Origin of the sequence: Parasphingopyxis sp. (assembly GCF_052168275.1) — a bacterium.
Lineage (GTDB): Bacteria > Pseudomonadota > Alphaproteobacteria > Sphingomonadales > Sphingomonadaceae > Parasphingopyxis.
In genome coordinates, this window is record NZ_JBQLZM010000139.1 from 1 (window position 1) to 25,626 (window position 25,626).

At 65.0% G+C, this 25,626-nt stretch carries 29 protein-coding genes; 22 read left to right on the forward strand and 7 right to left on the reverse strand.

The window, feature by feature from the left end:
• Positions 1 to 261: 261 nt before the first annotated feature.
• On the reverse strand, positions 262 to 951 hold the full coding sequence (locus ACTS1X_RS12470) for a TIGR02117 family protein (RefSeq protein WP_442614724.1): 690 nt from the start codon (positions 949 to 951) through the stop codon (positions 262 to 264).
• A gap of 68 nt (positions 952 to 1,019) precedes the next feature.
• On the opposite strand from ACTS1X_RS12470, the gene phhA reads away from it, so the two are divergent.
• Complete coding sequence (gene phhA, locus ACTS1X_RS12475; protein WP_442614725.1) at positions 1,020 to 1,901, forward strand: phenylalanine 4-monooxygenase; 882 nt, start codon at positions 1,020 to 1,022, stop codon at positions 1,899 to 1,901.
• Here phhA and ACTS1X_RS12480 read toward each other — a convergent pair.
• The 3 genes from ACTS1X_RS12480 to ACTS1X_RS12490 are packed head-to-tail and all read right to left on the reverse strand — an operon-like array spanning position 1,846 to position 4,855.
• Complete coding sequence (locus tag ACTS1X_RS12480) at positions 1,846 to 2,787, reverse strand: 50S ribosomal protein L11 methyltransferase (protein ID WP_442614726.1); 942 nt, start codon at positions 2,785 to 2,787, stop codon at positions 1,846 to 1,848. The two genes, phhA and ACTS1X_RS12480, sit on opposite strands and share 56 nt — an antisense overlap.
• Positions 2,777 to 3,499 carry an SDR family NAD(P)-dependent oxidoreductase gene (locus tag ACTS1X_RS12485; protein WP_442614727.1) on the reverse strand — a complete coding sequence of 241 codons (723 nt, stop codon included), beginning with the start codon at positions 3,497 to 3,499 and terminating at the stop codon, positions 2,777 to 2,779. The genes ACTS1X_RS12480 and ACTS1X_RS12485 overlap by 11 nt, the downstream gene beginning before the upstream one ends.
• A 39-nt stretch (positions 3,500 to 3,538) precedes the next feature.
• Positions 3,539 to 4,855: a methyl-accepting chemotaxis protein gene (locus ACTS1X_RS12490; protein ID WP_442614728.1), complete on the reverse strand. Its 1,317-nt coding sequence runs from the start codon at positions 4,853 to 4,855 to the stop codon at positions 3,539 to 3,541.
• A gap of 157 nt (positions 4,856 to 5,012) precedes the next feature.
• On the opposite strand from ACTS1X_RS12490, the gene sdhC reads away from it, so the two are divergent.
• The 9 genes from sdhC (at position 5,013) to ACTS1X_RS12535 (ending at position 12,534) form a co-directional block, all read left to right on the forward strand.
• Entirely contained in the window at positions 5,013 to 5,450 is a 438-nt protein-coding gene (gene sdhC / locus ACTS1X_RS12495) for a succinate dehydrogenase, cytochrome b556 subunit (RefSeq protein WP_442614729.1), read from the forward strand.
• On the forward strand, positions 5,450 to 5,836 hold the full coding sequence (gene sdhD / locus ACTS1X_RS12500) for a succinate dehydrogenase, hydrophobic membrane anchor protein (protein ID WP_442614730.1): 387 nt from the start codon (positions 5,450 to 5,452) through the stop codon (positions 5,834 to 5,836). The genes sdhC and sdhD overlap by 1 nt, the downstream gene beginning before the upstream one ends.
• Positions 5,836 to 7,638 (forward strand): succinate dehydrogenase flavoprotein subunit, encoded by a 1,803-nt coding sequence (sdhA, locus tag ACTS1X_RS12505; protein ID WP_442614731.1) that lies wholly within the window; start codon positions 5,836 to 5,838, stop codon positions 7,636 to 7,638. Before sdhD ends, sdhA begins: the two co-directional genes overlap by 1 nt.
• A gap of 1 nt (position 7,639) precedes the next feature.
• Positions 7,640 to 7,981 carry a hypothetical protein gene (locus ACTS1X_RS12510; protein ID WP_442614732.1) on the forward strand — a complete coding sequence of 114 codons (342 nt, stop codon included), beginning with the start codon at positions 7,640 to 7,642 and terminating at the stop codon, positions 7,979 to 7,981.
• Positions 7,982 to 8,013: 32 nt separating this feature from the next.
• The gene (locus ACTS1X_RS12515) at positions 8,014 to 9,324 is read left to right on the forward strand and encodes a M20/M25/M40 family metallo-hydrolase (protein ID WP_442614733.1); all 1,311 of its coding nucleotides are present in this window, start codon (positions 8,014 to 8,016) and stop codon (positions 9,322 to 9,324) included.
• A gap of 94 nt (positions 9,325 to 9,418) precedes the next feature.
• Positions 9,419 to 9,622, forward strand: a complete 204-nt coding sequence (locus ACTS1X_RS12520) for a hypothetical protein (protein ID WP_442614734.1) — start codon at positions 9,419 to 9,421, stop codon at positions 9,620 to 9,622.
• Positions 9,586 to 10,467, forward strand: coding sequence for a hypothetical protein (locus ACTS1X_RS12525; protein WP_442614735.1), 882 nt, complete (start codon positions 9,586 to 9,588; stop codon positions 10,465 to 10,467). The genes ACTS1X_RS12520 and ACTS1X_RS12525 overlap by 37 nt, the downstream gene beginning before the upstream one ends.
• Positions 10,468 to 10,681: 214 nt before the next feature.
• A complete protein-coding gene (locus ACTS1X_RS12530) occupies positions 10,682 to 11,665 on the forward strand; it encodes a C13 family peptidase (RefSeq protein WP_442614736.1) in 984 nt (327 codons plus the stop codon).
• Positions 11,666 to 11,796: 131 nt separating this feature from the next.
• Positions 11,797 to 12,534, forward strand: a complete 738-nt coding sequence (locus ACTS1X_RS12535; RefSeq protein ID WP_442614787.1) for a class I SAM-dependent methyltransferase — start codon at positions 11,797 to 11,799, stop codon at positions 12,532 to 12,534.
• A 17-nt stretch (positions 12,535 to 12,551) separates the two neighbouring features.
• On the opposite strand, the gene ACTS1X_RS12540 is transcribed toward ACTS1X_RS12535, so the two are convergent.
• On the reverse strand, positions 12,552 to 13,700 hold the full coding sequence (locus ACTS1X_RS12540; protein WP_442614737.1) for an alpha-hydroxy acid oxidase: 1,149 nt from the start codon (positions 13,698 to 13,700) through the stop codon (positions 12,552 to 12,554).
• Between the two features lie 109 nt (positions 13,701 to 13,809).
• Here ACTS1X_RS12540 and ACTS1X_RS12545 point away from each other — a divergent pair, with 109 nt between their 5' ends.
• From ACTS1X_RS12545 to zapE, 5 genes are all read left to right on the forward strand, one after another.
• Complete coding sequence (locus ACTS1X_RS12545; RefSeq protein ID WP_442614738.1) at positions 13,810 to 14,817, forward strand: D-alanine--D-alanine ligase family protein; 1,008 nt, start codon at positions 13,810 to 13,812, stop codon at positions 14,815 to 14,817.
• A gap of 84 nt (positions 14,818 to 14,901) precedes the next feature.
• Entirely contained in the window at positions 14,902 to 16,278 is a 1,377-nt protein-coding gene (creD, locus tag ACTS1X_RS12550; RefSeq protein WP_442614739.1) for a cell envelope integrity protein CreD, read from the forward strand.
• Positions 16,279 to 16,386: 108 nt separating this feature from the next.
• Positions 16,387 to 17,169, forward strand: a complete 783-nt coding sequence (locus ACTS1X_RS12555; RefSeq protein ID WP_442614740.1) for a succinate dehydrogenase iron-sulfur subunit — start codon at positions 16,387 to 16,389, stop codon at positions 17,167 to 17,169.
• Positions 17,170 to 17,183: 14 nt separating this feature from the next.
• Complete coding sequence (locus ACTS1X_RS12560) at positions 17,184 to 17,636, forward strand: PaaI family thioesterase (RefSeq protein WP_442614741.1); 453 nt, start codon at positions 17,184 to 17,186, stop codon at positions 17,634 to 17,636.
• Complete coding sequence (gene zapE / locus ACTS1X_RS12565; RefSeq protein ID WP_442614742.1) at positions 17,633 to 18,757, forward strand: cell division protein ZapE; 1,125 nt, start codon at positions 17,633 to 17,635, stop codon at positions 18,755 to 18,757. Before ACTS1X_RS12560 ends, zapE begins: the two co-directional genes overlap by 4 nt.
• Here zapE and ACTS1X_RS12570 read toward each other — a convergent pair.
• Entirely contained in the window at positions 18,754 to 19,284 is a 531-nt protein-coding gene (locus ACTS1X_RS12570) for a winged helix-turn-helix transcriptional regulator (protein ID WP_442614743.1), read from the reverse strand. The genes zapE and ACTS1X_RS12570 overlap by 4 nt on opposite strands.
• Positions 19,285 to 19,365: 81 nt before the next feature.
• Between ACTS1X_RS12570 and ACTS1X_RS12575 the strand changes: the two genes are divergently transcribed.
• The 3 genes from ACTS1X_RS12575 to ACTS1X_RS12585 all read left to right on the forward strand — a co-directional run bounded on the left by ACTS1X_RS12575 (position 19,366) and on the right by ACTS1X_RS12585 (position 21,746).
• The gene (locus ACTS1X_RS12575) at positions 19,366 to 19,743 is read left to right on the forward strand and encodes a VOC family protein (protein WP_442614744.1); all 378 of its coding nucleotides are present in this window, start codon (positions 19,366 to 19,368) and stop codon (positions 19,741 to 19,743) included.
• Positions 19,744 to 19,762: 19 nt separating this feature from the next.
• Positions 19,763 to 20,257, forward strand: a complete 495-nt coding sequence (locus ACTS1X_RS12580) for a hypothetical protein (RefSeq protein WP_442614745.1) — start codon at positions 19,763 to 19,765, stop codon at positions 20,255 to 20,257.
• A 94-nt stretch (positions 20,258 to 20,351) separates the two neighbouring features.
• Positions 20,352 to 21,746, forward strand: coding sequence for a M20/M25/M40 family metallo-hydrolase (locus ACTS1X_RS12585; protein ID WP_442614746.1), 1,395 nt, complete (start codon positions 20,352 to 20,354; stop codon positions 21,744 to 21,746).
• A gap of 35 nt (positions 21,747 to 21,781) precedes the next feature.
• Here ACTS1X_RS12585 and ACTS1X_RS12590 read toward each other — a convergent pair whose 3' ends face one another.
• Positions 21,782 to 22,531 (reverse strand): S24 family peptidase, encoded by a 750-nt coding sequence (locus tag ACTS1X_RS12590; RefSeq protein ID WP_442614747.1) that lies wholly within the window; start codon positions 22,529 to 22,531, stop codon positions 21,782 to 21,784.
• Here ACTS1X_RS12590 and ACTS1X_RS12595 point away from each other — a divergent pair.
• The 4 genes from ACTS1X_RS12595 to sucD all read left to right on the forward strand — a co-directional run bounded on the left by ACTS1X_RS12595 (position 22,515) and on the right by sucD (position 25,619).
• Entirely contained in the window at positions 22,515 to 22,778 is a 264-nt protein-coding gene (locus tag ACTS1X_RS12595; RefSeq protein ID WP_442614748.1) for a helix-turn-helix domain-containing protein, read from the forward strand. The genes ACTS1X_RS12590 and ACTS1X_RS12595 overlap by 17 nt on opposite strands.
• Positions 22,775 to 23,614: a hypothetical protein gene (locus tag ACTS1X_RS12600; protein ID WP_442614749.1), complete on the forward strand. Its 840-nt coding sequence runs from the start codon at positions 22,775 to 22,777 to the stop codon at positions 23,612 to 23,614. The genes ACTS1X_RS12595 and ACTS1X_RS12600 overlap by 4 nt, the downstream gene beginning before the upstream one ends.
• Before the next feature lie 122 nt (positions 23,615 to 23,736).
• A complete protein-coding gene (gene mdh, locus ACTS1X_RS12605; RefSeq protein ID WP_442614750.1) occupies positions 23,737 to 24,699 on the forward strand; it encodes a malate dehydrogenase in 963 nt (320 codons plus the stop codon).
• 35 nt (positions 24,700 to 24,734) lie between these two features.
• Positions 24,735 to 25,619, forward strand: a complete 885-nt coding sequence (sucD, locus tag ACTS1X_RS12610) for a succinate--CoA ligase subunit alpha (RefSeq protein WP_442614751.1) — start codon at positions 24,735 to 24,737, stop codon at positions 25,617 to 25,619.
• The last annotated feature ends 7 nt before the right edge of the window (positions 25,620 to 25,626 follow it).

A 25,626-nucleotide genomic window follows, 5' to 3' on the forward strand; every position in this document is an offset into this window, starting at 1 on the left:
TCGAGGTGATCGACGAGGCGCCGTGGGCGGAGAGCGTCGCGGCGGCGGGATGAGGAAGGTTGCTGCCATCTCCGCCGTCATTCCCGCTTTCGCGGGAATGACGGGATGGGACGAAACCCCGGACGACAGAATATCCTGTCCTACAGCCCTGGGGTTATGGCCATCATGACGAATGCGCCATGCCGATCAGCCGAGGTCGATCGCTGTCCGCGCACTGTCTTTTTGCGGTCGGGAACGATCCGGGGTTACCCCCGGCGTGTGTCAACCAGTGTCAACCGATGCCGCGTCGAACCAGCGCATCACGCTGAAGCTGAACGGCGTCCAGGCGCCGACGCGCACGCCCGCTTCGCGGAGGATGGACCCGGTCCATTCGTTGCAGGTCCGGAACGCGGTGTAGCGGCCATGGGCCTCGTAGAAGATGTCGGCGGGGCCGTAGCCGGGCACCGGCTGGGACGCGCCGGCGTCGTCGAGCGCGAACTGGGCGCGGATGGCCGACGCGATCCGGTCGTACTGCGCCGGCGTGACCCGGACGGGGCGCAGATCGTCGGCCGCCTCGGGCGCGGCGACATGGTCGACATGGACGAGGCTCGCCTCGCTGCCGAACAGGGCGGCGACGGCGGTCGACGGGCGCAGGTCGCCCCAGGTCGGCGTTTCGAGATAGAAGGTCCGGTCGCCCCAGCCGAACAGCAGATGGTCGCTCGCATAGCGCGGGTCGGTCAGATGGTCGGGGCGGACGAGGTCGCTCCAGTCGGCGAGCGCGTTGCGGCGCGGCAGCACGATGCCGGTATGGACGCCATTGTCGTGGATATAGATCGTGATGCCGGTATCGGGTTCGCGCCAGTCGGCATTGGCCGGGACCAGCGATCCACCGATGCCGGCCAGAATATAGCCGATAACGAGGAGGAGGATGCCGGCAAGGACGTAACGGACGCCGCGGAACAGCGTTTTCATCGATTGTCCCCGATAAGTTTGACCTCGATCATTCGTTCTTTACGCCCTTTCCTGCTATATCACGCCACATGACTGAAGATACGCATGTTCTGGACCGCCCGCCGGAGGGCGCGGCGGCGGATTGGACGATACCGCAGGACTGGGACCGCTATTCGGCCGAGGACCATGAAACCTGGGATATCCTGTTCAGGCGCCAGCTCGAACAGCTGCCGGGCCGGGCGAGCCAGGCCTTTCTCGACGGGATCGACGTGCTCAAGCTCTCCAAGCCGGGCATTCCCGATTTCGAGGAGCTGTCCGAAAACCTGATGAAGGAGACCGGCTGGCAGGTCGTCGCCGTGCCCGGACTCGTGCCCGACGACGTGTTTTTCGACCATCTCGCCAATCGCCGGTTCGTCGCGGGCAATTTCATCCGGCGGCGCGAGCAGCTCGATTATCTGCAGGAGCCCGATGTGTTTCACGACGTGTTCGGCCATGTGCCGATGCTCGCGAACCCGGTCTTCGCCGACTATATGGAGGCCTATGGCCGGGGCGGGCTCAGGGCGCTCGAATATGACAGCCTCGATCATCTTGCGCGGCTCTACTGGTACACGGTCGAGTTCGGGCTGATCGACGAACCGGAAGGACTGCGCATCTACGGGTCGGGGATCGTCTCGAGCCATGGCGAAAGCGTGTTCGCGCTCGACGATCCGAGCCCGAACCGGATCGCCTTCGACATGAAACGGGTGATGCGGACCAACTACCGGATCGACGATTTCCAGCAGGTCTATTTCGTGATTCCGAGCTTCGAGGAATTGCTCCGCCAGACCGTGGAAACCGATTTCGCGCCGTTATACGCGGAGCTCGAAAATACGAGCGACTATGCGCCCGAAGATATCGCCGAGGGGGATCGGGTGATCACGCGCGGGACGCAGGCCTATGCCCGCGAACGCGCCGCCGCTTCTCCATCCTGAGGATCGCCCATTCGCCGCGGTTCCGCCGCTCGGCGAGGCGGAAGCGCTGGCGGCGATAGGCCGCGATGACGGCCTCCGCCTGCCGGTCGAGCAGGCCCGCGAGGATGAGCGTTCCGTCGGGTGTCACGGCGTTTTCGAAGGGGCGCGCGAGATCGATCAACGGCCCGGCGAGGATGTTCGCGATCAGCAGGTCGTAGGGCGCGCGGGCGCGCAGGCGGCGATGGACGAGGCCGGTCGCGACGGTCGTTTCGAGCTGGCCCGGTCCGGTGCCGGTCCGGATGGCGTTGATCGCCGCATTCCGCTCGGCCACCTCGATCGCCAGCGGATCGTTGTCCGACGCAATTCCCCGGGCGTTCGGCCAGAGTGCGAGCGCGGCAAAGGCGAGGAGCCCGGTGCCGGTCCCGATATCGGCGACGTTCCGGTAGCGCCGGCCTTGCGACTTGAGCCCGTCGAGCACCGCGAGGCAGCCCGCCGTGGTTTCGTGATGGCCGGTTCCGAATGCCTGGCCGGCGTCGATCTCGAAGGTCAGCGCGCCGTCCGGAACCGCATCGCGATGGATCGGCGTATGGACGAAGAACCGGCCCTCATGGATCGGTTCGAGGCCCTCCTGGCTCACCGCCACCCAGTCCCGGTCCTCCACCTTGGCGACCACCGGCTCGGCGCCCGCCGCGCTCGGCACGAGGTGCATCGCCATCGCGATCGTCTGCGGTTCGGGTGCGGATTCGAAATAGATATCGAGCCGCCATTCGTCGGGCCGCGCCGCATCGATCTCGCTCGTCATCAGCACGGGCACGGGGTCCATGAGCGCGAACGGCGCGATGTCCTCCTTGAGGATTTCCGCCTCGGCGCGCGTGCAGGGCAGGGTCAGTTTCCAGCTATCGGACAAAACTGGCGCCGTTGATGTCGAGCACCGCGCCGGTCATCGATGGCGGCGCGTCCAGCGCGCAGAAACGGATGGTCTCCGCGACTTCCTCCGGCGTCGCGACGCGCCCGAGCGGGATGTCGCGCAGCAATTGCGCGCCGCCGCGGCTTTCCAGATAGTCCTCGGCCATGCCGGTCATCGTGAAGCCCGGGCAGATGGCGAAGGCGAGGATCTTCTCCGCCGCATAGCCGCGGGCGATGGTCTTCGTCATCGCGACCATCCCGCCCTTGGACGCCGCATAATGCCAGTGATCGGGGCTGTCGCCGCGATAGGCGGCGCGGCTGGCGATGTTGACGATCCGTCCGCCCCCCCGTTCGCGGAAATGGCGGACGGCGAGCCGGCACAGTTCGGCCGTCGCCGTCAGGTTGATGCGCAGCGTCCGTTCGAAATCGGCGCGCCAGTCCTCGTCGGACCGGTCGATCGGCGAGGCTTCGAAAACACCGGCATTGTTGACGAGGACATCGATCCGGCCGTCGAGCAGGTCCAGCGCCTGGCGCCACGTGTCCTTGGCGGCGCCCGGCTTGTCGAAGTCACGGGCGATCGCGATCCCGTCGTCCTCCTGGGTGGCATGGCAGGCGAGCCGGGCGCCGGATTCGCGCAATCGCGTCGCCGCCGCCTTGCCGATGCCGCGCCGCGCGCCGGTGATCAGGATATGTGTCGGTGTCGTATCGGTCATCCGCCTTCGATAGGCGGGCCGGATGCCGAGCGAAAGCTCTTAACCCTCCGCCATGCGGCGCACGAATTCGCCGGTCGCGCCGGTCAATTTCTGGAGATGGCCGTCGACTTCGCGGAATCCGTCGGACACGCGGCTGATGTCGGAGGAGACGCTTTCGCTGTCCTCGCGGATCGCGGCGATCGTTCCCGACATCGAGTCCGCGGCCAGCGCCGTCTCGTCGACCGCGGCGGTAATCGTCGTGACGGTCTGCGCCTGTTGTTCCATCGCCTGGCGAATTCGCGTTGCCGACGCCTGGACGTCGTTAACGGTGGCGCGGATCGACTCGTTCGTCTCGACCGTCTGGGCGGTCGCCGACTGGATGGCGGCGATCTTGTTGGCGATATCGTCCGTCGCCTGCGCCGTCTGGTTGGCGAGTGTCTTCACTTCCTGGGCGACGACGGCGAAGCCACGGCCGGCATCGCCGGCGCGCGCCGCCTCGATCGTCGCGTTGAGCGCCAGCAGGTTCGTCTGGCCGGCGACGTCGCGGATCAGGCCGAGGATGGATTCGATGGAATCGGTGTGTTCGGACAGCGCCTCGCTGACGCGGACGGCCTCCTGCGCCTGTTCGGACGCGCGCGTCGCGACCTCCGCCGAAGTCTCGACCTCGCTACGGGCCTCCTCGATTGCGCGGATCAGGCCCGCCGCCGTCTGGGCGGCTTCGCGCATCGCTATGGCCGACTGTTCGGCCGCGGCCGCGACTTCGGACGCCTTGCCGAGCATGCCCTGCACGGATTGCGAGGCATCGTTGGTATTCTCGATCACGGACAGGCTGTCCTCCGTGGCGTCCTTGACCGTCTGTTCGATCATCTCGCGGAACAGCTGCGTGCTTTCCTGGCGCTTCTCGTCTTCCTGCTTGAAGAGAAATTCGTTGATGAAGGACGCCTTGACCTCGACTTCGAGCGATCCGAACACGACGAGCGCCTTGGTCAACTCGAGCAACCGGTCGGGATCGTCCTCGGTCGCTTCGCGGACCAGCGTCAATATCGACTGGTTGGAATAGGCGAGCGTCGCGAACAGCTGCATCGGCGATATGCCCGATTCCAGGATGCGGGCCGCATTCTTGCGGGCGATTTCGACCCAGCGTTCCTGGTCCGGATTGTGAAGCTTCTCGGTCGTGTACTCGGTGGCGAAATCGACCGCTTTTTCAAGCTGTTCGGCGGTGAGCGCCTTGAGCGACGGGTTGAGTTCTATGAAGCGCTGCCAGAATTTTTCGGCGAGCAGGCGTTCCTGCCCCTGCAGGATCGCCCCGATTTCCTTGATCTTGGATATCAGCGTTCCGTCATGATCGAATACGGCAATGTGATCCCTGATGCTCATTCCTGTGTCTCGCCCGCTGTAAATTCGCGGTTCGCACCCTTAAATGCGATTGGTTAAGAGCCCGTTAGTCTAGCGGGCCATGCCCGAAAGGGCCGGTTGCATGGAAGTGCGGTTCGTCTAAGAGGAACGCGCAACAGGGAAAGCCATAGAGACCACCATGTCACGCAATCAATCTCGGCCGTTGTCGCCTCATCTCATGCACTGGAAATGGGGACCGCATATGCTGGTCTCGATCCTGCACCGGATCACGGGAGTCGGGTTGGCGATCGTCGGCGGCTTGCTGTTTGCCGGATGGCTTCTGGCCGCGGCGAGCGGCGAGGCGAGCTATGCCGGGTTCATGGATTTGCTGACCGTCGAGAGCGGCGCGATCAACATCGTCGGCGCGATATTCGGTATCGGCCTGACATGGGCCTTCTTCACGCATCTGTTCAACGGCCTGCGGCACTTCGTGCTGGATACCGGTGCCGGCTACGAGCTGCGGACCAACCGCCGCTGGTCGATAACGGTGGTTGCCGGCGCGATCGTCGCGACGCTTCTCCTCTGGGGATGGCTGCTCTGGCCCGCATTGGTCATGCTGTCCGCGGGAGAAGGCTGATGGGTTCCGGTACAGGTCTCGGCCGGGTCCGCGGGCTCGGCTCCGCCAAGCAAGGCGCCCATCACTGGTGGATGCAGCGGCTGACGGCGGCAGGCAACGTCCTGCTCGTCAGCTGGTTCGTCATTTCGCTCGTCCGGCTCCCCGATCTCAGCCATGCCGTGGTCACCGACTGGCTGTCCGCGCCGCTCGTGGCCGTCGCGATGATCCTGTTGGCGGCCAATGTGTTCTGGCATCTGCGTCTCGGGCTGCAGGTCGTGGTCGAGGATTATGTCCACACCGAATCGTCCAAGCTCGGGCTGATCGTGCTGATCAATTTCTTCGCGGTGGGCGCCGGCGCCATCGCCATATTCTCCATCGCCAAAATCGCTTTCGGGGGCGCCGCATAATGGCCGACGCGTACAAGATCATCGATCACATCTACGACACGGTCGTCGTCGGCGCCGGCGGGTCCGGCCTCCGGGCGACGATGGGATCGGCCGAGAAGGGCCTGCGCACCGCCTGCATCACCAAGGTGTTCCCGACCCGCTCGCACACGGTCGCCGCGCAGGGCGGAATCGCCGCCAGTCTCGGCAACAACACGCCCGATCACTGGACCTGGCACATGTACGATACCGTCAAGGGATCGGACTGGCTCGGCGATCAGGACGCGATCGAATATCTGGCGCGCGAGGCGCCGGCCGCGGTCTACGAGCTCGAACATGCCGGCGTGCCGTTCAGCCGCAACGACGACGGGACGATCTACCAGCGTCCCTTCGGCGGCCATATGCAGAATATGGGTGAAGGCCCGCCGGTCCAGCGCACCTGCGCCGCCGCCGACCGCACCGGCCATGCGATGCTCCATGCGCTCTACCAGCAGAGCCTGAAATATGACGCGGATTTCTTCATCGAATATTTCGCGCTCGACCTGATCATGGAAAACGGCGAATGCCGCGGCGTCATCGCCATGTGCATGGAAGACGGCTCGATCCACCGCTTCAGTTCGCAGGCAGTCGTTCTGGCGACGGGCGGCTATGGCCGCACGTTCTTCTCCGCGACATCCGCGCATACATGCACGGGCGACGGCAACGCCATGGTGCTGCGGGCCGGGCTGCCGCTGCAGGACATGGAGTTCATCCAGTTCCACCCGACCGGCATCTACGGCGCCGGCGTGCTGATCACCGAAGGCGCACGCGGCGAGGGCGGTTATCTGACGAACAGCGAGGGCGAGCGGTTCATGGAGCGCTATGCGCCGTCGGCCAAGGATCTCGCCTCGCGCGACGTGGTGTCACGCTCGATGGCGATGGAAATCCGCGAAGGCCGGGGCGTCGGCAAGGAAAACGACCATATCTGGCTCCATCTCGATCATATCGACCCGAAAATCCTCGCCGAGCGCCTGCCCGGAATCACCGAGACCGGCAAGATTTTCGCCGGCGTCGATCTCACGCGCCAGCCGCTGCCGGTCGTCCCGACCGTTCATTACAATATGGGCGGCATCCCGACCAACTATCATGGCGAGGTCGTGACCCTGAAGGACGGCGATCCGGATGCGGTCGTGCCCGGCCTCTTCGCGGTCGGCGAGGCGGCATGCGTCTCGGTGCACGGCGCCAACCGGCTCGGCTCGAACAGCCTGATCGACCTCGTTGTGTTCGGTCGGGCCGCGGGCCACCGTCTGGCCGAGGTCGTGGAACCGAACGGCAAGGGGCGGCCCTTGCCGGGGGGCAGCGAAGAGATGGCGCTCGCGCGGCTCGATCATTTCCGCCACGCGGACGGCGGCTCGCCGACCGCGCAAATCCGTCTCGACATGCAAAAGGCGATGCAGGCGCATTGCGCGGTGTTCCGCACCGAGGAACTGATGGCCGAAGGCATCGAGAAGATCGACGCGATCTACAGGAATTTGGAAGATGTCGCGGTCGCCGATCGCTCGCTGATCTGGAACACCGACCTGATCGAAACGCTCGAGCTCGACAATCTGATCACCCAGGCCGAGGTGTCGATCCGCTCCGCGCACAACCGCAAGGAAAGCCGCGGCGCGCACATGCACGAAGACCATCCGGATCGCGACGACGCGAACTGGATGAAGCATACGATCGCCTGGTTCGAGGGCTGGGGCGGCAAGGACGGTACCGTCACGATCGACTATCGCCCGGTCCATGATTTCACGCTGACGGACGACGTCAAATATATCGAACCCAAGGCTCGGGTGTACTGAGATGGCCTGGCCGGCCTGGATCATTTCCGCGCTGGCCCATCCGCAAGTCCGGCGCGCGGGTATCGAAGCGGCGACCAAGGCGGGCACCCTGCTCGCCGACCGGCTGGCCAAGCGCAAGGGCGAGGACGGTACAGAAATCCTTCCGCCCGAGGGGCAGCCATCGGATGCGGACCTGCTCCGCGAGGCGATGCAGAGCCTGCCGACCAAACAGGAGCTGGCCGAGGCGATCGCCGCGCTCGACGCGCAGAGCGAGGCCCGGATCAACCGTTTGCGCGGTACGATCATCCTGATCGCGATCGCGCAGTTCGCCGCACTCGCTATTTTGCTGGCCGTCCTGATCTGAGCGCCGGCCGCATGTTTTCCACGGAGAAGATCATGAAAAGTTTCGCGTTTTCGGTTGTCGCGGCGGCCTGTCTGTCGATGCTGTCGGTTCCGGTTCACGCCCAGCTCTCCCAGGCCGAACAGCAGATGACCGAAACCGTCGAAGCCGAATATGAGCGGTCGGTATCGCTGCTCGAGCGGCTGACCAACCAGAACAGCGGAACGCGCAACATGGCGGGCAATCGGGCGGTGATGGACATGCTGCGGCCGGAATTCGAGGCGCTGGGCTTTGCCGTCGACTATATCGCGCAGGACGCGGTGGAGCGCGGCGGCCATCTCTTCGCCCGGCACGAGGGCGATCCGGACCGCATGCGCATTCTGCTGATCGCCCACACCGATACGGTGTTCGAGGCCGATTCCGACTTCCAGACCTTCGTCCGCGACGGCGATCGGGCGACGGGCCCGGGCGTCTATGACGACAAGGGCGGGATCGTCATCATCCTGGCCGCGCTGCGCGCGATGCATGCCGCCGGGACGCTGGACGGCGCCAATATCACGGTCGCGCTGACCGGCGACGAGGAGGATTTCGGCGAACCGGTCGAGCTGTCGCGCCGCGACCTGATCGCCGCCGGGCAATGGGCCGATGTCGCGCTCGGCTTCGAAAGCCTGTCGATCCAGGACGGCCGCGACATGGGCGTGATCGCGCGCCGGTCGTCCAATGCCTGGACGCTGGTGACGCGCGGCAATGAAGGGCACAGCTCAGGCATTTTCAGCGAACAGATGGGCGACGGCGCGATCTTCGAGATGGCGCGCATCCTGGCCCGCTTCCGCAGCGAACTTCCCGAACCCAGCCTCACCTTCAATGTCGGCCTGCTGACCGGCGGCACGACGGCGGAACTGAGCGCCGACCAGCTGCGGGCCGAAGCCGCGGGCAAGACGAATATCGTCCCCCCGATCGCGATGGCGCGCGGCGATTTCCGCACCCTGACCCAGGAGCAGACCGACCGCGTGCGCGCCCGGATGGAGTCCATCGTCGCCGATCATGCACCCGGCACATCGGCGAGCATCACGTTCGACCAGGGCTATCCGCCGATGGCGCCGACCGAGGGCAACCGGGCGCTGCTCGACCGGCTCAACGCCGTCAATCGCGATCTGGGCCTTGCCGAGCAGCCGGTCCTCGATCCGCAGCGGCGCGGCGCGGCCGACATCTCCTTCGTCGCGCCCTATGCGGATGCCCTGGCCGGCATGGGCCCGTCGGGCGAGCGCGCCCATGCCCCGGGCGAAACGATCCATCTCGACAGCATCCGACGCCAGGCCCAGCGCGCGGCGATCCTGATGTCGCGGCTGGCGGTCGAAGAAAGGTAAGGGCCGGGCCGGGCCCGGTCCGTGCCAAGAGTTCCGCACCGCACCGCGCCACGCCAAGCTGATTGCGTTTCGATATTCTGCTAAAGGATAGCGCATGCCGATCATCCGCCTGAGCCAGCAGCCCGATCAGCGCAGCGCCTGGGCGTACTGGATCCGCGGATTGCGCCGGAACATCTATTCGCAGGGCGGTGAGGATCAGATCATCGCCGAACTGTTCGAGATCATGGGAATCGAGAACAGATGGTGCGTGGAATTCGGGGCATGGGACGGCTCTATCTCAGCAACACCTGCCGCCTGATACGCGAGGAGGGCTGGCGGGCCGTGCTTATCGAGGGCCACGAGGACCGCTGCCGCGAAATTCGCGAGAACCATCCCGATCCCGATCAAGTAATTGCCGCGCATCGCTGGGTCGGATTCGAAGCTGGGGTGAACACGATCGACGACATCCTCCGCGATACGCCGATTCCGCGCGATTTCGATCTGATCCGCATCGATGTCGACGGTATCGACTGGTATGTCTGGGAATCGATTGTCGAATACCGGCCGCGAATGGTGGTGATCGAGCATAATGCGATGGTGCCGAACAATATCGTGTTCGTGCAGGATCGCGATCCGGCGATCAATGAGGGCTGCTCGCTCGCCGCGCTGATCGAACTCGGCAGGGAGAAGGGGTATGAGCTCGTGGCCGCCCGGGGCGCCAACGCCTTTTTCGTGGTCGCCGAAGAATTCGGGAAATTCCATCTCGACGACAACTCGATCGACGCGATGAAGGTCGATAGCGGCAATTATCTCTGGTGCTGCTATAATGGGAAAATCTACAACACGATGTCGCGGATGGCGTGGTGGGGCCGGAACGCGAAGATCGATTCCGAAAGCCTCCAGCTGCTCAGCGAATTCCGCTTTCACGGTACGGTGCAGGGGCGCGCCGACGACTGGCTGACGAAAACGGCGACCGGCGAGGAGGACCTGACGACGGCCGATGGTATCGTTCGCGAAATGCAGTATCTGCGGGAAAATCGAGCGGCGATGGACCCGGACAGATGGGCGGTGCGCAATCGGAACCTCTGGGTGGCGGTAAAGGCCTGGTCTGGTAGAAACCGGAACTGGGTCGACGGCTCGAGCGAGCCCGAAAAAGCCCCCTGACCCCGCGCTATCCGATACAAGCGCAGATCGGGCGGGATCCGGGCGATCACATCCCGGGCCCGGTTTCCGGTCATTTTCGGGGAACGATCGCGGCGTTCGGTTCGGATCGGCCGCTTGACTCTTCCCGGGCCCGGAAACACAATTTTACCCAATCGATTACCGGAGCGCGCCACTGCAGGTCTTGTTTCGCCAGATTGTCACGACATCCTTCGCCATGCTGTTGGCGTTCGCTTTCGCTGGTGCAGTGGCGCCGGCTTTCGCGCAATCGGGTACGGACGGCGTTGTCAGCCATACGCGCCCGCTGCCGTCCTTCCTGTCACGGGTCCAGCCGCATGAGGCGGTGCTCGGCGCCAATGCGGGAACCGAGATCGAATATGATATCGGCGCGCGTGCCGCGCTGGACGATCATCTTCGCCTGTCCCGCGCGCTGGATGGTATCGCCGCGAACCGCCCCGGCACCGTCGACGCCTATGTCCTTTCGATCGCGCTCGACAGCGATCCGGTGTTCGGGCGCGAGGCGCGCGAGGCGGCGCGCGTCCTTGCGCGGCGCTATGATGCCGAAGGCCGGACGATCGTCCTGGGCGCGCCTGACGGCAATGGCGATGACAGCCTGCCGCGCGGGTCCTTCACATCGCTGTCGGTCGCGCTTGCGCGGATCGCAGAGGTCATGGACCCGGCGGAGGACGTGCTGATCCTCTACGCGACGAGCCACGGCCTCCCGGCCGGCATCGTCTATTATTATGGCGATCAGGGCTATGGCACGATGTCGGGTCTGCGCCTGTCGACCTTGCTGGGCGAACTGAGGATCGCCAACCGGCTGGTAATCGTGAATGCCTGTTTCTCGGGCACGTTCGTCCCGGCGCTGTCTTCGCCGACCAGTGTGGTTGTCGCGGCCGCCGCTCCGGATCGCACGTCCTTTGGCTGCGCCGCGACCAACGACTGGACCTATTTCGGCGACGCTTTCGTCAACCGGGCGCTGCGGCGGCCGCAACCGCTCGCCGATGCTTTCCAACAAGCGCAGGTCAAGATTGCGCAATGGGAGGGCGAGATCGGCATGACGTCGTCCGAGCCGCAAATTTGGGTCGGCACGCAGGCCGGAATGTGGCTCGACGCGCTCGAGAACAGGATGCCGCAGATCGCGACCCGCCCCGTCGGACGGCCGGCGAATGGCGACGTTCCGGCACGCCCCAGACGCTGAAGCCTCTGCGTTTCTTTTTCCACCGGCCTTATTCCAGGAGTTCCCATTCAATGCCGAACGAAGACCAACGCGAATACTGGAATGAACAGGCCGGCCCGAAATGGGTGGCGCATCAGGCGCGCCTTGACGCGATGCTGGCTCCGGCCGATCCGATCCTGATCGATGCCGTCGCACCGCGTTCGGGAGAGAGGATATTGGATATCGGCTGCGGAACGGGCGCGGTGTCCGAACTGCTTGCTCTGGAAGGCGCGGCGGTGACGGGCATCGACCTTTCGGAGACGATGATCGCAGGCGCACAGTTTCGCGCGCGCGAGAATCTATCCTTCCAGGTTGCCGACGCGGCCCAGTTTCTCGGCGATGCGCCTTTTGCAGCCGTGGCGTCCCGGTTCGGCGTCATGTTTTTCGACGACCCCCATGCGGCGTTCGCCAATATTCGCGCGAATCTGGTGCCGGACGGCCGACTCGTTTTCCTGTGCTGGCAGGCGCCGGATCGCAATCCATGGGCGATGGTTCCGGCAAAAGCGGTCGTGCCCTTGCTTGCCGAACCGATGCCCACCGATCCCGACGCGCCCGGCCCGTTCGCTTTGGCCGATAGCGATCGGATCATGACCATTCTGGACGCTGCGGGATTTCGGGATGCCGTGATCGAGGGCCATGATGTTCCGATTGTGCTGAGCCGCGATGGTCTCGACGATGCGACGGATTTTGCGTGCCAGATCGGTCCGGGTTCGCGAGCCTTGACCGAGCTCGATGAAACCGGTCGGGCCAAGGCGCGTATCGCCATCCGGGAAGCGCTGTCAGGCCATGTCGGCCCGACTGGGTCGCTGACAATGGCAGGCGCTGTCTGGCTGGTGACGGCGCGGGCCTAGTCCGGCGCCGAAGCCGCCTAGCGCCAGCGCAGATTGTCGCGGTCGAGCTGGGCGACCGAGGTCACGCCCATCAGCTTCATGTCGCGCTCGATTTCCGCGCGCAGGTTGCCGAGCGCCCGCTCCACGCCGGCCTGTCCGGCCGCCGCCAGCGCATAGAGATAGAAGCGTCCGCCCGAACAGGCCTTGGCGCCGACGCTCAGCGCTTTCAGCACATGGCTGCCCCGCCGGATACCGCCGTCGCAGATCACGTCGAGCCGGTCGCCGACCGCGTCGACGATTTCGGCGAGCTGGTCGAACGGTGCGCGGCTGCCGTCCAGCTGCCGCCCGCCATGGTTGGACACCATGATTGCCGTCGCACCGATATCGGCGGCGCGCCGGGCATCCTCGACCGACATGATCCCCTTGAGGCAGAACTCTCCGCCCCAATCGGCGCGGATCTGCTCGGCCGTCGCCCAGTCGAGCGACTGATCGAGCATCGTCGAGAAATAGTCGCCGATCGACAGCGCGATATTGCTGCCCTCGCCGATATGGTCCTTGAGATTCGGGAGTTCGAACCTCTCCCGCAGCAGATAGTTGAGTCCCCAGGCGGGTTTGGCCGCGTAGCTGAGGAAGGAGCGCGGCGTGATGCGGGGCGGCGACGTGAAGCCGGTGCGCAGGCAGCGTTCGCGATTGCCGCCGACGATCGTGTCGACGGTCAGGGTCAACGCGTCGAACTGCGCGGTCCTGCACGCCTCGACCATCGCCCGGTTCAGACCCTTGTCCTTGTGGATGTAGAGCTGGAACATCTTGGGGCAGTCATAGTCCGCGCCGATTTCCGCTATCCCGACCGTCGCAAGCGACGAGATGCCGAAATAGGTGCCGAACTTCTCGGCGGCCCGCGCCACCGCGCGTTCGCCCTGCCAGTGGAACAGCCGCTGGAGCGCGGTCGGCGAGAGGAAGAGCGGCATCGAAATCGTGCGCCCCATGACGGTCGTCGTCATGTCCACATCCTGCACCCCGGCGAGCACGCTGGGCACCAGGTCGCACTCCTCGAATGCAGCCGTGTTGCGGCGAAGCGTCGCCTCGTCGTCCGCGCCGCCATCGATATAGTGGAAGACCGGGCCGGGCAGCCGCTGTCTCGCCAGTCGCCGGAAATCTTCGCTGTTATGGCAGTCCGTCAAACGCATCGCCCGCCCCTCTAAACCAGCCACCGGGCCTTGCACAGCAGCTATTGGCGAACCACCCTTATCGCGGCTAAAAGCCCGCCTGAGGGCCGCAATTTTCCAGGATCACGCCGTGTACGAAACGATAGAAGCGCTCGCAATTCCGCAAGAGGCGAAAGAGCGGCTGCGGATCATGTTCATCGCCAAGCACGCGCTGTGGGACGGCGGGCTGCATCCCGAGGACGGCAATCACGCGCTCTATCATCACGAAACGCGCATGATCCTCGAGGAGATCGGTCTCAATCTGACGCTCGCCAACAGTTTCGACGCCTTGCTGACGCGTCCGGACGTCGATTTCGTGTTTCCGCTGCTGAACCGCGCCGGCTTCGTCAATTCGGAGATGCTGGCACCTCTGCTCTGCAACATGCACCGCGTCCCCTATCTCGGTGCGAGCCCGATCATCCGCGGCCTTTCCGACGACAAGCATTTGTCCAAGCTCGTCGCCGTGCGGGCCGGCGTGCCGACGTCGCCCTGGGCCATCTATCGCCGCGGCGCGCCGGTGGATGAGGCCGATTGCCCCAAGGGCGACCGGCTGGTGATCAAGCCCAACGCGTCCTCGGCGTCGTGGGGCGTGCAGGACGCGACCGACTGGAGCGGGGTCGCCCATGCGATCGCCGACATCCACAACCAGGGCCATGACGCGATCGTCGAGCCGTTCCTCAACGGCAGCGATGTCGAGGTGCCGGTGATCACGATCGGCGATCCGGTCGTGCTGCCGATGCTGATTTTCCAGCAGGCGGATCCGACGCATCTGCGCACCTATTACGAGAAGCGCGACCTGGTCGGCCGCGCGCACAAATATTCGCTCGACCCGTTTGACGACCCCGAATGGACGCCCAAGATTGCCGAGCTGACGACGCGGCTGTTTCGGGAATTCCGGCCGTTCGACTATGGACGGTTCGAGTTCCGGCTGGATCGCGAAAGCGGCGAGGTGCAGTTCCTCGAGGTCAATCTCAACTGCAATCTCTGGTCCGAAAAAGTGTTCGGGCGGGCGGCCAAGCTTGCGGGTCTGACCCAGGCAGAGCTGATCGAAACGATCCTCGCGGACAGCCTCCGCCGCAACGGACTGATCGGTTACTGACACATTAAGCTGCAGTTCACGCACTCCCTCCCAAGACTGGCGACGAAGCGTTTGATTTCATCGACGAGTTGAGTGGAGAATGTGATGAGCGAGACTTCGACGGACCGGTCGCCGGGATTCAAGCTGGCCCTGGTCCTGCTGGCGGCGTTCCTGCTGTCGATCCCGCTCTTCACCATCTGGCTGCTCGTCTATGATCGCGAGCAGCAATCGCAAACGGCGCTGGCGTCGATCGCCGAGGGCTGGGGCGGTCCGCAAATCCTGTCCGGGCCGCAACTGGTCATTCCCTATCGTGCGCAGACGACCGAGACGACCCAGGAAAACGGCCGCACCGTTACGCGAACCCGCACGGTCTCGCGCGAACTCGTGCTGGCGCCGCAGACCCTGGCGCTGGAAACGGAACTGGCGCCCGAGCGGCGCGCGCGCTCGATCTACGAGGCCGTCGTCTATCGCGCGACGACATCCGGACGGGCATCGTTCGCGCTGCCCGACGATCTGTCGCGGCTGGGTGTCGAGCGATCCGCGCTCGCGCTCGATCGCGCCGAACTGCGGTTCGGCCTGTCCGACATGCGCGGCATCCAGGCGGCCGATATCCGGTTCGACGGCCGCGACGTCGCGCTGCAGTCGGGGGGCGGCGCCAACGGCCCCGGTTTCTCGGCACTGGTCGACGCCGCTTCCCTGTCCGAGTCCGGGATCGATGCGACCTTCGCCGTCGCGTTTCGCGGCAATCAGCGGCTATCGCTGCAACCGCTTGCGGGCGAAACCGAATGGACCGTCCGGTCGAGCTGGCCGCACCCGTCCTTTCAGGGCGGTTTCCTGCCCGACGCATCGGAGGTGTCCGCCGAAGGCTTTTCGGCGACATACCGGATCACCAACCTCGCTCTCGGCCGCTCGCTCGTATCCACCGGCGCGCCGTCCGGCGAAGGCGACGGGATCGGGCCGATGCCGGCGCACCGCTACGCATATGACGTGCCGCCGGGCGAATATGAAACCCGGGTCAGCCTGATCCAGCCGGTCGACCTCTATTCACAGGTCGATCGCTCGGTGAAATACGGGTTCCTGATCATCGGCTTCACCTTCCTCGCCTATCTGATGTTCGATGTGATTGCGGGCGTGCGGGTGTCGACGGTCGAATATCTGCTCGTCGGCGCGGCGCTCGTCCTGTTCTTCGTGCTGCTGCTCGCCTTTGCCGAACTGATCGGTTTCGGCTGGGCCTTCATCGTGGCCGCGGCCGCCATTGTCGGGCTCAATACCAGCTATTCGGCGGCGGTGCTCCGGAGCTGGCGCCGCGCCGCCTATATCGGCGGATTGCTGGCCGGGCTCTATGCGGTGATGTTCATTCTGCTCAGCCTCGAGACCTTCTCGCTGCTGATCGGTTCGCTGCTGCTGTTCGTCGCCCTGGCGGCGATCATGTACGCGACGCGCAATATCGACTGGGGCAGATCCGGCGCGTCGCAGACCTGACGACGGAGGGTTTCCGGAGCCTCCTCGCAAAAATGAAGTGCGCTACCCCTTCCGCAGTGCGGCATGACGCGCTATCTCGCTGCCAAACGGGAAGGAAACCGCAGAGCAATGGCCGAATTCACGCTTCCGAAGAACAGCAAGGTCCGCAAGAACGGCAAGGTCCACAAATCGGACGGCGCCCGGACCAAGACCTTCAAAGTCTATCGCTATGATCCGGATAGCGGCGAAAATCCGCGCTATGACCGGTTCGAGATCGATCTCGACGACTGCGGCCCGATGGTGCTCGACGCGCTGATCAAGATGAAGGGCGAGCAGGACAGTTCGCTGACCTTCCGCCGGTCCTGCCGCGAAGGCATTTGCGGATCCTGCTCGATGAATATCGACGGTTCCAACGGCTTGGCCTGTACGACCGCGATCGAGGATTGCGACAAGAAGGAGATCACGATCACGCCGCTGCCGCATATGGACGTGATCAAGGATCTGGTTCCCGATTTCACGCATTTCTACGCGCAATATGCATCGATCCAGCCCTGGCTGAAGACCGAGACTCCCGAGCCTTCGGGCAAGGAACGGCTGCAGTCGCCCGAGGATCGCGCCAAGCTCGACGGCCTGTACGAGTGCATCCTGTGCGCCTGCTGCTCGACAAGCTGCCCGAGCTACTGGTGGAACAGCGACAAGTTTCTCGGCCCCGCGATCCTGCTCCAGGCCTATCGCTGGCTGGCCGACAGCCGGGACGAGCATACCGGCGAGCGGCTCGATCAGCTCGAGGACCCGTTCCGCCTCTATCGCTGCCACACGATCATGAACTGCGCCAATGTCTGCCCCAAGGGGCTCTCGCCGGCGCGCGCGATCGCGGAAACCAAGAAGATGATGCTCGAACGCTCGGTCTGAGCGGGGCCGCTTCCTTGTCCGATTCCCAATTCCGCCACGAGCCCGATCCCGACGATCCGGACTGGATGATCTGGGAGATCAAGGATCCGGAGCGTTTCAACGCGCTGCTCGGCAAGTTCCGCGTGCGCCGCGAGACCGAGCAGATGGCACGCTGCCGGATGTGGCCGCAGCCGATCCACAGCAACCTGTCGGACGTCGTCCATGGCGGCGTCGTCATGAGCTTCATCGACATTTCGATGTTCGCCGGATCGCGCATGCTCGGGATCGAGCATGCCGGGCGGTCGGTGACGCTCGATCTGACCTGCCAGTTCATGGCGCCCGGCGCGATGGACAAACCGCTCGACGCCGAGGTCGAGATTTTGCGCGAAACCGGTCGCCTCGTCTTCCTGCGCGGCCTGGTCGTGCAGGATGCGGTCAAGGTCGCAGCCTTTTCGGGCACGATCCGCAAGGCCAGCCCGCCCCGATGACGGCGCTCGCCGCGCGCTACGAGGCGCTGGTCGAAGCCGGAGAGCTTCGGCCCGATGGCGACCAGAAGCAGGCCGTCGACCGGCTGGTGCGGCTCAGCGAGGAACTGGAAGCGGCCCCCCGCCGCGGCAGCGTGATCTGGCGGGCGCTGGGCAAGAAGCCGGAGGCGGTGCGCGGCGTCTATCTGTGGGGCGGGGTCGGGCGCGGCAAATCCATGCTGATGGACCTGTTCTTCGCCTGTCTCGATACGCCGTCGAAACGCCGCGTCCATTTCCACGAGTTCATGCTCGATATCCACGACCGGCTGCGGGCCGAACGGGCGAAGGAGAAGGGCGATCCCGTCCTCCCCGTCGCCGATGCCATTCGCGACGAGGCCCGGCTGCTCGCGCTCGACGAGATGGTGGTGAACAATACCGCCGACGCGGCGATCCTTTCGCGGCTGTTCACCGCGCTGCTCGCCAAGGGGGTGACGGTCGTGACGACGTCGAACCGTCCGCCCGTCGATCTCTACAAGGATGGGCAGAACCGCGAGCTGTTCCTGCCGTTCATCGACCTGATCGAGGAGCGTCTCGAGGTCGTCCCGCTCAACGGGCCGACCGATTACCGGCTCGAACGGCTGGGCGGGATGCCGACCTGGTATGTACCCAATGGCGAAGAGGCGACGGCCAGGTTGCGCGAGGCTTTTTTCCGCCTCACCGACTATTCGCCGGACGATGCCGAGCATGTCCCGAGCGAGGATATCGCGGTTGCCGGCGGTCGCTCTCTGTACGTTCCCAAGTCGCTGAAGGGCGTCGCAGTATTCTCGTTCAAGCGGCTGTGCGGCGAAGCCCGGGGCGCGGCCGACTATCTCGCCATCGCCCGCAGATATCACACGGTGATCATCGTCGGCATTCCGCAAATGGGGCCGGAAAAGCGCAACGAGGCGACGCGCTTCAAGGTCCTGATCGACGCGCTCTACGAATATAAGGTGAAGCTGCTCGCCGCGGCCGATGCCGATCCCGCCGCGCTGTACGAGGCCGGCGACGGCGCGTTCGAGTTCGAGCGGACCGCTTCGCGGCTCATCGAGATGCAGTCGGACGAGTATCTCTCCGCCGGGCATGGCGTGGGGGCGAACGGGGGCTAGATCGCCTGTGCCAATTCCTGTCCGCGCGCGGTCAGGCCGTAGATCGGCGCGGGCGGAAAATCCTCGACGATCGCGCGCGAAACCAGCTCCTGTCCCATCATCTGTTTCAGCGTCAGCGACAGCGCGCGCGGCGTGGCCGGCGCCAGCTCGGTCTTCAACTGGGTGAAGCGGCGCGCCGATCCGCGCAGTTCGTAGGCCAGCGGCAGCGTCCAGCGCTGGAACGATTGCGGGCCGAGCCCGAGCGTCGTCGAAACCGCCTCGATCCGCCCGGCGCGTTCGGCGACGGCCGCGCCGCTGGCGGTCAGCAGATATTCGGGGCGCAGCGGATGGCCGTGGCCGGTATTGCGTTCGATCCAGCCCGCCGCCGTCAGATGGTCCAGCGCGCTCGCGAGCGCCGAACGCGCGCAACCGAGCCGGTTGAGCAGCACGACGAAGCGCGCGCCGCCGCCTTCCGCCGCCAGCGCGGCAAGCAGCGGCAACGCCCAGCGGCGTTCCCCCAAAGTCCGGACTTCCTCGATCGCAAGCATTGCCAGTTCCTATGGTCGATTGACAGCTTCTATATATAGTATAAAAACAAGACTATCAAATCGGGACTCGGGAGGTAAGCGATGGCGATAGATTTTGACGGCGGACTGACCTGCAGCATGGGCGTCAGCGATCTCGGCAAGGCGATCGACTGGTATGAGGAGGTACTCGGCTTTTCCCTGCTTTACCGGGTCGACGATATCGCCTGGGCCGAACTGTCGACCTCGGTCGAAAAGGTCAATCTGGGGTTGTCGCAGGTCGAGGAGGTCAAGCAGGGCGGCGGCGTGACGCCGACCTTCGGAACGCGGGATATCGAGGCCGCCAAGGCCGACCTCGATTCGAAAAACGTGCGGCAGGACGGCCCGATCCAGACGATTCCCGAAATGGTGAAGCTGCTGACCTTTTTCGATCCGGACGGCAATGCGCTGATGTTCTACGAGGACATCGCCGAAACCGCCTGACCGGCGCAAGGAGGGTATCATGTGGCAATTCAAAAGTGCGGCATTCGCCTGTGCGCTGACGATGGCGCCCGCTCCGGTTCTTGCCCAGCAGGCCGAGAATGATTTCGCGCATTGGTTTGCCGGTGAATGGCGGGGCGCCGGCACCGTCTCCGGGAATGCGAGCCGCGCCGCGCTCGATGTGGCGCCCACGCTCGGCGGCCGGTTCCTCGAACTCGATTACCGGTTTACCGCGTTCGCGGCGGACGGCACTGCCACGCGCTTCGCGGGGCGCGGGTTCTACCGGATGGACGGCGATGACGCCTGGACCGGCCACTGGTTCGACAGCAGCGGCGCCGTTCATGCGCTTTCGGCCGCGGTCGATGGCGAAGCTCTCGTTGCGCGGTGGGGCGAGAATGGCCGTTCGGAATATCGGAGAATCGATGCGGACCGGCTCGAGGTCGTCGACAGCTACCGCGCGGCGGACGGCGACTGGACCGAATTCGCGCGCATCTCCTATACGCGCGACGAGAATTGAGAGCCCTTTAGCGCCCGGCCGCGGCGCCGGACTCCCACCTTCGCGGCAATGCTGGTAAGCGCGGTGCTCCATTTGCGATCAGGGAGTCCGCATTATGGGTATGTCCGCCGCACTCCGTTTCACGATTTCCGCGACCATTGCCGTCTGCGCGGTGCTGGCCCCGCCTGCCGCGGCGCAGGACCGGGATACCGAACGCGCGCTGCTGGAGCGGATCGTCGAAATCCCGACCGTGGCCGGGCGCGGCGAAATGCCGCGGCTGATCGCGCTGCTCCGGACCGAACTGACCGGCGCCGGGTTCGACGCGTTTCATGTGCGGCCGCACGGCGATACCGAGACGCTGATCGCCCGCCGCAATGCGGACCGCCCGTCGGGCGAGGGCGCGATCCTGCTGATGGCGCATATGGACGTGGTCGATGCCGATCCGGACGACTGGCAGAACCCGCCGTTCGAGTTTCGCGAGGAGGACGGTTACTATCTCGGACGCGGCGTCGTCGACAACAAGGCCGGGCTCACCGGGCTGGTGCTGGCGCTGCAACGGCTCGAAGCATCGGATTTCGCGGCGGATCGCGACTTGATCGTGCTGTTTACGGGGGACGAGGAGACGCTGCAGAACGGGGCCCGGCTGGCGGCCAGCGAATGGCGCGAGCTGATCGATGCCGAGATCGCGCTCAACAGCGACGGCGGCGGGGGAAGCGTCTTTCGCGACGGCCGGGTCGAGGGCTTCTTCGTCCAGCTTGCCGAGAAGACCTATGCCGATTTCCGTTTTCGCGCGACCAACCGGGGCGGTCACAGTTCCCGGCCCCGCGCCGACAATGCGATATACCAGCTCGCCCATGCGCTCGGCGCCGTGGAGCGGCACCGCTTTCCCCACCAGCTCAACGATGCGACGCGGGCGTCCTACGAAGCGCTCGCCGAAAATGACGGCGGCTATTACGGCCAGCTGGTCCGCGCCTGGCTCGACGATCCCGACAATGACGAGAGGGCCGACCTGATCGAAGCCCTTGAGCCGGGGCAGACGCGCACGCGCTGCGTCGCCACGCAGATCAGCGGCGGTCATGCGCCCAACGCGCTGCCCCAGAGCGCGGAAGCGACCGTCAACTGCCGGATCTTCCCCGGCACGCCGACCGAGGAGATTCTCGAGACGCTGCAGCGCCTCGCCGGGCAACATGTAGAGGTGACGATGATGGAAGGGAGCGGCGCCTGGTCCGACCCTTCGCCGATCGACGACGAGCTGTTCGCCGCCTATCGCGAGGCGGTGGCCATCCATTTCCCCGACGCGCCGATCATCCCCTTCATGTCCGCCGGCGCGACCGACGCGATATTCACGCGCGGCGCCGGCATTCCGACATACGGCATCGGCGGAACATGGACGATTGCCGGCGAACCGGTGGGCGCGCACGGCCTCGACGAGCGGATCCTCGCCGATGCCTTTCACGGCAGCATCGACATCTGGGAGTCGCTGTTGCGCACCGTTGCCGGGGCCCGGTGAAGGGCGGCCGCCCGCGCCGATCGGTGCCGGCCCGGCTATAGCGCCATGAGCGTCAGAGCTCCGAGGACCCGCGCGATCGGACGGATCGATCGGTCGAGTGCCGGCGGCTCGGCGCGCGGAACCCGGATCGGCGGCACACGTCCGCTCGACGTCGACAGCAAAATGGCATGCGCCTCGAAAGTGATCCGCCGGATGATCGGCTGTCCGTTGAGCATGACGATGTAAACGCTGCCGTCGATCAGTTCGGACTCGCGCGGTTCGATATCCCTGCAGATCAGGATATCGCCTTCGCCCGCGATATCCCCGAGCAGGTCGTCGGGCATTTCGGTCAGCCAGAGATCGTCGGCGGCGCGGAGTTTGCGTTCGATCCAGTCGCGGCGGATCGGCATCGTATCGATGGCCGTTCCCTTTTCGCTGCCGGTGATCCCAGCGAGATCGTGGACCGGCAAGGTTGCCCAGTCCATATCCGGCGCATCGACAAGGTTGCGCGAATTGCCGCCGTACAGCAGCCAGCGCGGCGATACCTGCAGCAGGTCCGAAAGCGGGAAGAGCGCGGCCGAATCCGGCAGATTCTCACCCTTCCATATGCGGCCCATCGTCGTTTTGGGAATGCCGATCGCCGACGCGATGTCGCTCTGTTTCAGGCCCAGCTCGCGGGCGCGGGAGGCTATGCGCTCGGCGACAAACTGTTTGTCGAGAGGGGGTTGACTGTCCCGAATTCGGATTTTATCGTGCCGATATTGGTCTTTTTGGAGCCGAAATTCAGACATGCCGCTCCATCCCATAGACGTCAAGGCCAGGCTCAAAAAGCTTCATGGAAGCGTTCTCGCCTTCGAGCGGGCGCGCGGATTGCCGCCGGAATCGGTGCGCGACGTCCTGCGCGGGCGGAGCAATCGCCGGGTGGCGAAAGCCATAGCGAGCGAACTCGGTCTGGAAATCCATTCTCTGCTTCCCGGTCATCAATCCCGAAAACGGGACGATAGCGCCGAAAGCGGGGTTGCGCATCATCAAAATGCGGAACGCCGCCGGTGATGATCGGCAAGGCGACAAGATGGGCGACGGCATGTGGCGCGATCGCGGACGGCGAGGTGCTGCTCGTGCCGGTCGACGCCATCGGCATGGGCCGTCGACTGCGTCCGCTCGATGCCGGCTGGGCGGTGGCGCTCGGACATACGATGCTCGCCGAAGGGCAGCGCGCTCCGATCGTGCTGCGGCGCGGGCACGGGCGGGGCGGTTTCCGCCTGGTGAGCGGCGCACACAGGCTGGCCGCGGCGCGCGCTTTTGCCGGTCTGTCGCCGGTCAAGGGGACCGTTGTCGATCCGCAACGCGCCGAAACTCTTCTGGAAAAGATCGCCACTGAATTCCGGCGCATGGAAGTACCGCCAATCGATCGCGCGGCGCTGATCGCCGACATGCGGGATCTTCTCGATACCGGGGATTGCGCCGGGGATGGCGCTGGTCTTTCCGAAGACCGGTTACCGCGTCTCCATGCGGACAGGATTGCGGAGATGATCGGCCTGTCCGTGTCCGAGGTTGAACGGTTTCTAATGCTTCATCGCCGATTGGCGGCGAGAGTGGCGGAAATGCTGCGCGAACACGGCGCCGCGCAAAGCGAAGCGCAGTTGCACGATCTGTCACGATTGGCTTGGTCGATACAGGAGCAGATAGCGTATCTGCTGCTCGACGGTGCGCGCAGCGTTTCCGAGGCCAGGGCGACGTTGCAGGACCGCGCGATAGCGATTTCGCCGGTCCAGCAGATGGACGAATTTCTGGCCGCATTCGAGCGCATGGACGCCGACGACAAACGGCGCGCGCTGTTCCAGCTCGCCCGCCGTTTGCCGGAAGGAATGGCCATTACCGGCATCTGATAATCGTCGCGCATTCCATTTCTTGCCGGTTCGCTCTTGTTGCTGTTGCCGACTCATGCCTCACCGTCTAAGCCCAGCCCGTTTTCAGGGCTTTGCCCGTTGCCAGACAGAAGAGGACAGACATGGCTCGCAACAAGATTGCGCTTATCGGCGCCGGCATGATCGGCGGCACGCTTGCCCATCTCGCCGCGATGAAGGAAATGGGCGATGTCGTTCTGTTCGACATCGCCGAAGGCATGCCGCAGGGCAAGGCGCTCGATCTTTCGCAGGCCGGGCCGGTCGAAGGCTATGACAGCGCGCTGAAGGGCACTCAGGATTACGCCGATATCGCGGGCGCGGACGTCTGCATCGTGACGGCCGGCGTCGCACGCAAGCCCGGGATGAGCCGCGACGATCTGATCGAAATCAACCTCAAGGTGATGAAGTCGGTCGGCGAGGGCATCAAGACCCACGCGCCCGACGCCTTCGTCATCTGCATCACCAACCCGCTCGACGCGATGGTCTGGGCGCTGCGCGAATTTTCGGGGCTTCCGCACGAGAAGGTCTGCGGCATGGCCGGCGTGCTCGACAGCGCGCGCTTCCGCCACTTCCTCGCCGAAGAATTCGGCGTTTCGGTCGAAGACGTCACCGCCTTCGTACTCGGCGGCCATGGCGACACGATGGTGCCGGTTCCCGCCTATTCGACCGTTGCGGGCATCCCGATCCCCGATCTCATCAAGATGGGCTGGTCGACGCAGGACAAGATCGACGCGATCGTCGATCGCACCCGCAAGGGCGGCGGCGAGATCGTCGGGCTGCTCGGCAACGGCAGCGCCTATTACGCGCCGGCGACGAGCGCGATCATGATGGCCGAGAGCTATCTCAAGGACAAGAAACGCGTTCTCCCCGCCGCCGCGCATCTGACCGGCCAGTATGGCGTCGACGATCTCTATGTCGGCGTGCCCGTGATCATCGGCAAGGACGGCGTCGAGCGGATCGTCGAGATCGAACTCGGCGACGAGGCGCGCGAAAACTTCAACGTGTCGGTCGATGCCGTGAAGGAACTGCTGGAAGCCTGTAAGGGACTCGACAGCTCGCTCGCATAGATACTTCCCAAAAAAGCGACAGGACAGCGATCAGGATGAGCATACTCGTCGACAGCAATACCAAGGTCATCACCCAGGGCATGACCGGCGATACCGGCACCTTCCACACCCGGCAGGGCCTGGATTACGGCACCAAGATGGTCGCCGGCGTTACCCCTGGGAAAGGCGGGACCGAGCATCTGGGCCTCCCCGTGTTCGATACGGTCGCCGAGGCGCGCGATGCGACGGGGGCCGATGCGAGCGTCGTCTATGTCCCGCCGAAATTCGCCGCCGCCTCGATCATCGAGGCGATCGAGGCCGAGATTCCGCTGATCGTCGCGATTACCGAGGGCATTCCGGTGCTCGACATGGTGACGGTGAAAGGCCATCTCGAAGGCTCCAAGTCGCGGCTGATCGGGCCGAACTGCCCCGGCGTGCTGACGCCGGACGAGTGCAAGATCGGCATCATGCCGGGCAGCATCTTCTCGAAAGGGTCGGTCGGCGTGGTCAGCCGGTCCGGCACGCTGACCTATGAAGCGGTGCACCAGACCACGGCCGTCGGGCTCGGCCAATCGACCGCGGTCGGCATCGGCGGCGATCCGGTCAACGGCACCAACTTCATCGACGTGCTCGAGATGTTCCTCGCCGACGACGAAACCGAATCGATCGTGATGATCGGCGAGATCGGCGGCAGCGCCGAGGAAGAGGCCGCGCAGTTCCTGGCCGACGAAGCCAAGGCGGGCCGGTCCAAGCCGGTCGTCGGCTTCATCGCCGGGCGCACCGCGCCTCCCGGCCGCCGGATGGGCCATGCCGGTGCGATCGTCTCCGGCGGCAAGGGCGGCGCGGACGACAAGATCGCGGCGATGGAAGCCGCGGGCATCACTGTCTCTCCGAGCCCGTCCGAACTCGGCACGACGCTCGCGGAACTGCTCAAGGGTTGATAGAGGT

Bases quoted from the DNA above. Each gene is read 5' to 3' on its own strand.
- ACTS1X_RS12470 (WP_442614724.1), bottom strand. From the start codon at position 951: ATGAAAACGCTGTTCCGCGGCGTCCGTTACGTCCTTGCCGGCATCCTC.
- phhA (WP_442614725.1), top strand. From the start codon at position 1,020: ATGACTGAAGATACGCATGTTCTGGACCGCCCGCCGGAGGGCGCGGCG.
- ACTS1X_RS12485 (WP_442614727.1), bottom strand. From the start codon at position 3,499: ATGACCGATACGACACCGACACATATCCTGATCACCGGCGCGCGGCGC.
- ACTS1X_RS12490 (WP_442614728.1), bottom strand. From the start codon at position 4,855: ATGAGCATCAGGGATCACATTGCCGTATTCGATCATGACGGAACGCTG.
- sdhC (WP_442614729.1), top strand. From the start codon at position 5,013: ATGTCACGCAATCAATCTCGGCCGTTGTCGCCTCATCTCATGCACTGG.
- sdhD (WP_442614730.1), top strand. From the start codon at position 5,450: ATGGGTTCCGGTACAGGTCTCGGCCGGGTCCGCGGGCTCGGCTCCGCC.
- sdhA (WP_442614731.1), top strand. From the start codon at position 5,836: ATGGCCGACGCGTACAAGATCATCGATCACATCTACGACACGGTCGTC.
- ACTS1X_RS12510 (WP_442614732.1), top strand. From the start codon at position 7,640: ATGGCCTGGCCGGCCTGGATCATTTCCGCGCTGGCCCATCCGCAAGTC.
- ACTS1X_RS12515 (WP_442614733.1), top strand. From the start codon at position 8,014: ATGAAAAGTTTCGCGTTTTCGGTTGTCGCGGCGGCCTGTCTGTCGATG.
- ACTS1X_RS12520 (WP_442614734.1), top strand. From the start codon at position 9,419: ATGCCGATCATCCGCCTGAGCCAGCAGCCCGATCAGCGCAGCGCCTGG.
- ACTS1X_RS12525 (WP_442614735.1), top strand. From the start codon at position 9,586: ATGGGACGGCTCTATCTCAGCAACACCTGCCGCCTGATACGCGAGGAG.
- ACTS1X_RS12530 (WP_442614736.1), top strand. From the start codon at position 10,682: ATGCTGTTGGCGTTCGCTTTCGCTGGTGCAGTGGCGCCGGCTTTCGCG.
- ACTS1X_RS12535 (WP_442614787.1), top strand. From the start codon at position 11,797: ATGCTGGCTCCGGCCGATCCGATCCTGATCGATGCCGTCGCACCGCGT.
- ACTS1X_RS12540 (WP_442614737.1), bottom strand. From the start codon at position 13,700: ATGCGTTTGACGGACTGCCATAACAGCGAAGATTTCCGGCGACTGGCG.
- creD (WP_442614739.1), top strand. From the start codon at position 14,902: ATGAGCGAGACTTCGACGGACCGGTCGCCGGGATTCAAGCTGGCCCTG.
- ACTS1X_RS12555 (WP_442614740.1), top strand. From the start codon at position 16,387: ATGGCCGAATTCACGCTTCCGAAGAACAGCAAGGTCCGCAAGAACGGC.
- zapE (WP_442614742.1), top strand. From the start codon at position 17,633: ATGACGGCGCTCGCCGCGCGCTACGAGGCGCTGGTCGAAGCCGGAGAG.
- ACTS1X_RS12570 (WP_442614743.1), bottom strand. From the start codon at position 19,284: ATGCTTGCGATCGAGGAAGTCCGGACTTTGGGGGAACGCCGCTGGGCG.
- ACTS1X_RS12575 (WP_442614744.1), top strand. From the start codon at position 19,366: ATGGCGATAGATTTTGACGGCGGACTGACCTGCAGCATGGGCGTCAGC.
- ACTS1X_RS12580 (WP_442614745.1), top strand. From the start codon at position 19,763: ATGTGGCAATTCAAAAGTGCGGCATTCGCCTGTGCGCTGACGATGGCG.
- ACTS1X_RS12585 (WP_442614746.1), top strand. From the start codon at position 20,352: ATGGGTATGTCCGCCGCACTCCGTTTCACGATTTCCGCGACCATTGCC.
- ACTS1X_RS12595 (WP_442614748.1), top strand. From the start codon at position 22,515: ATGCCGCTCCATCCCATAGACGTCAAGGCCAGGCTCAAAAAGCTTCAT.
- ACTS1X_RS12590 (WP_442614747.1), bottom strand. From the start codon at position 22,531: ATGGGATGGAGCGGCATGTCTGAATTTCGGCTCCAAAAAGACCAATAT.
- mdh (WP_442614750.1), top strand. From the start codon at position 23,737: ATGGCTCGCAACAAGATTGCGCTTATCGGCGCCGGCATGATCGGCGGC.
- sucD (WP_442614751.1), top strand. From the start codon at position 24,735: ATGAGCATACTCGTCGACAGCAATACCAAGGTCATCACCCAGGGCATG.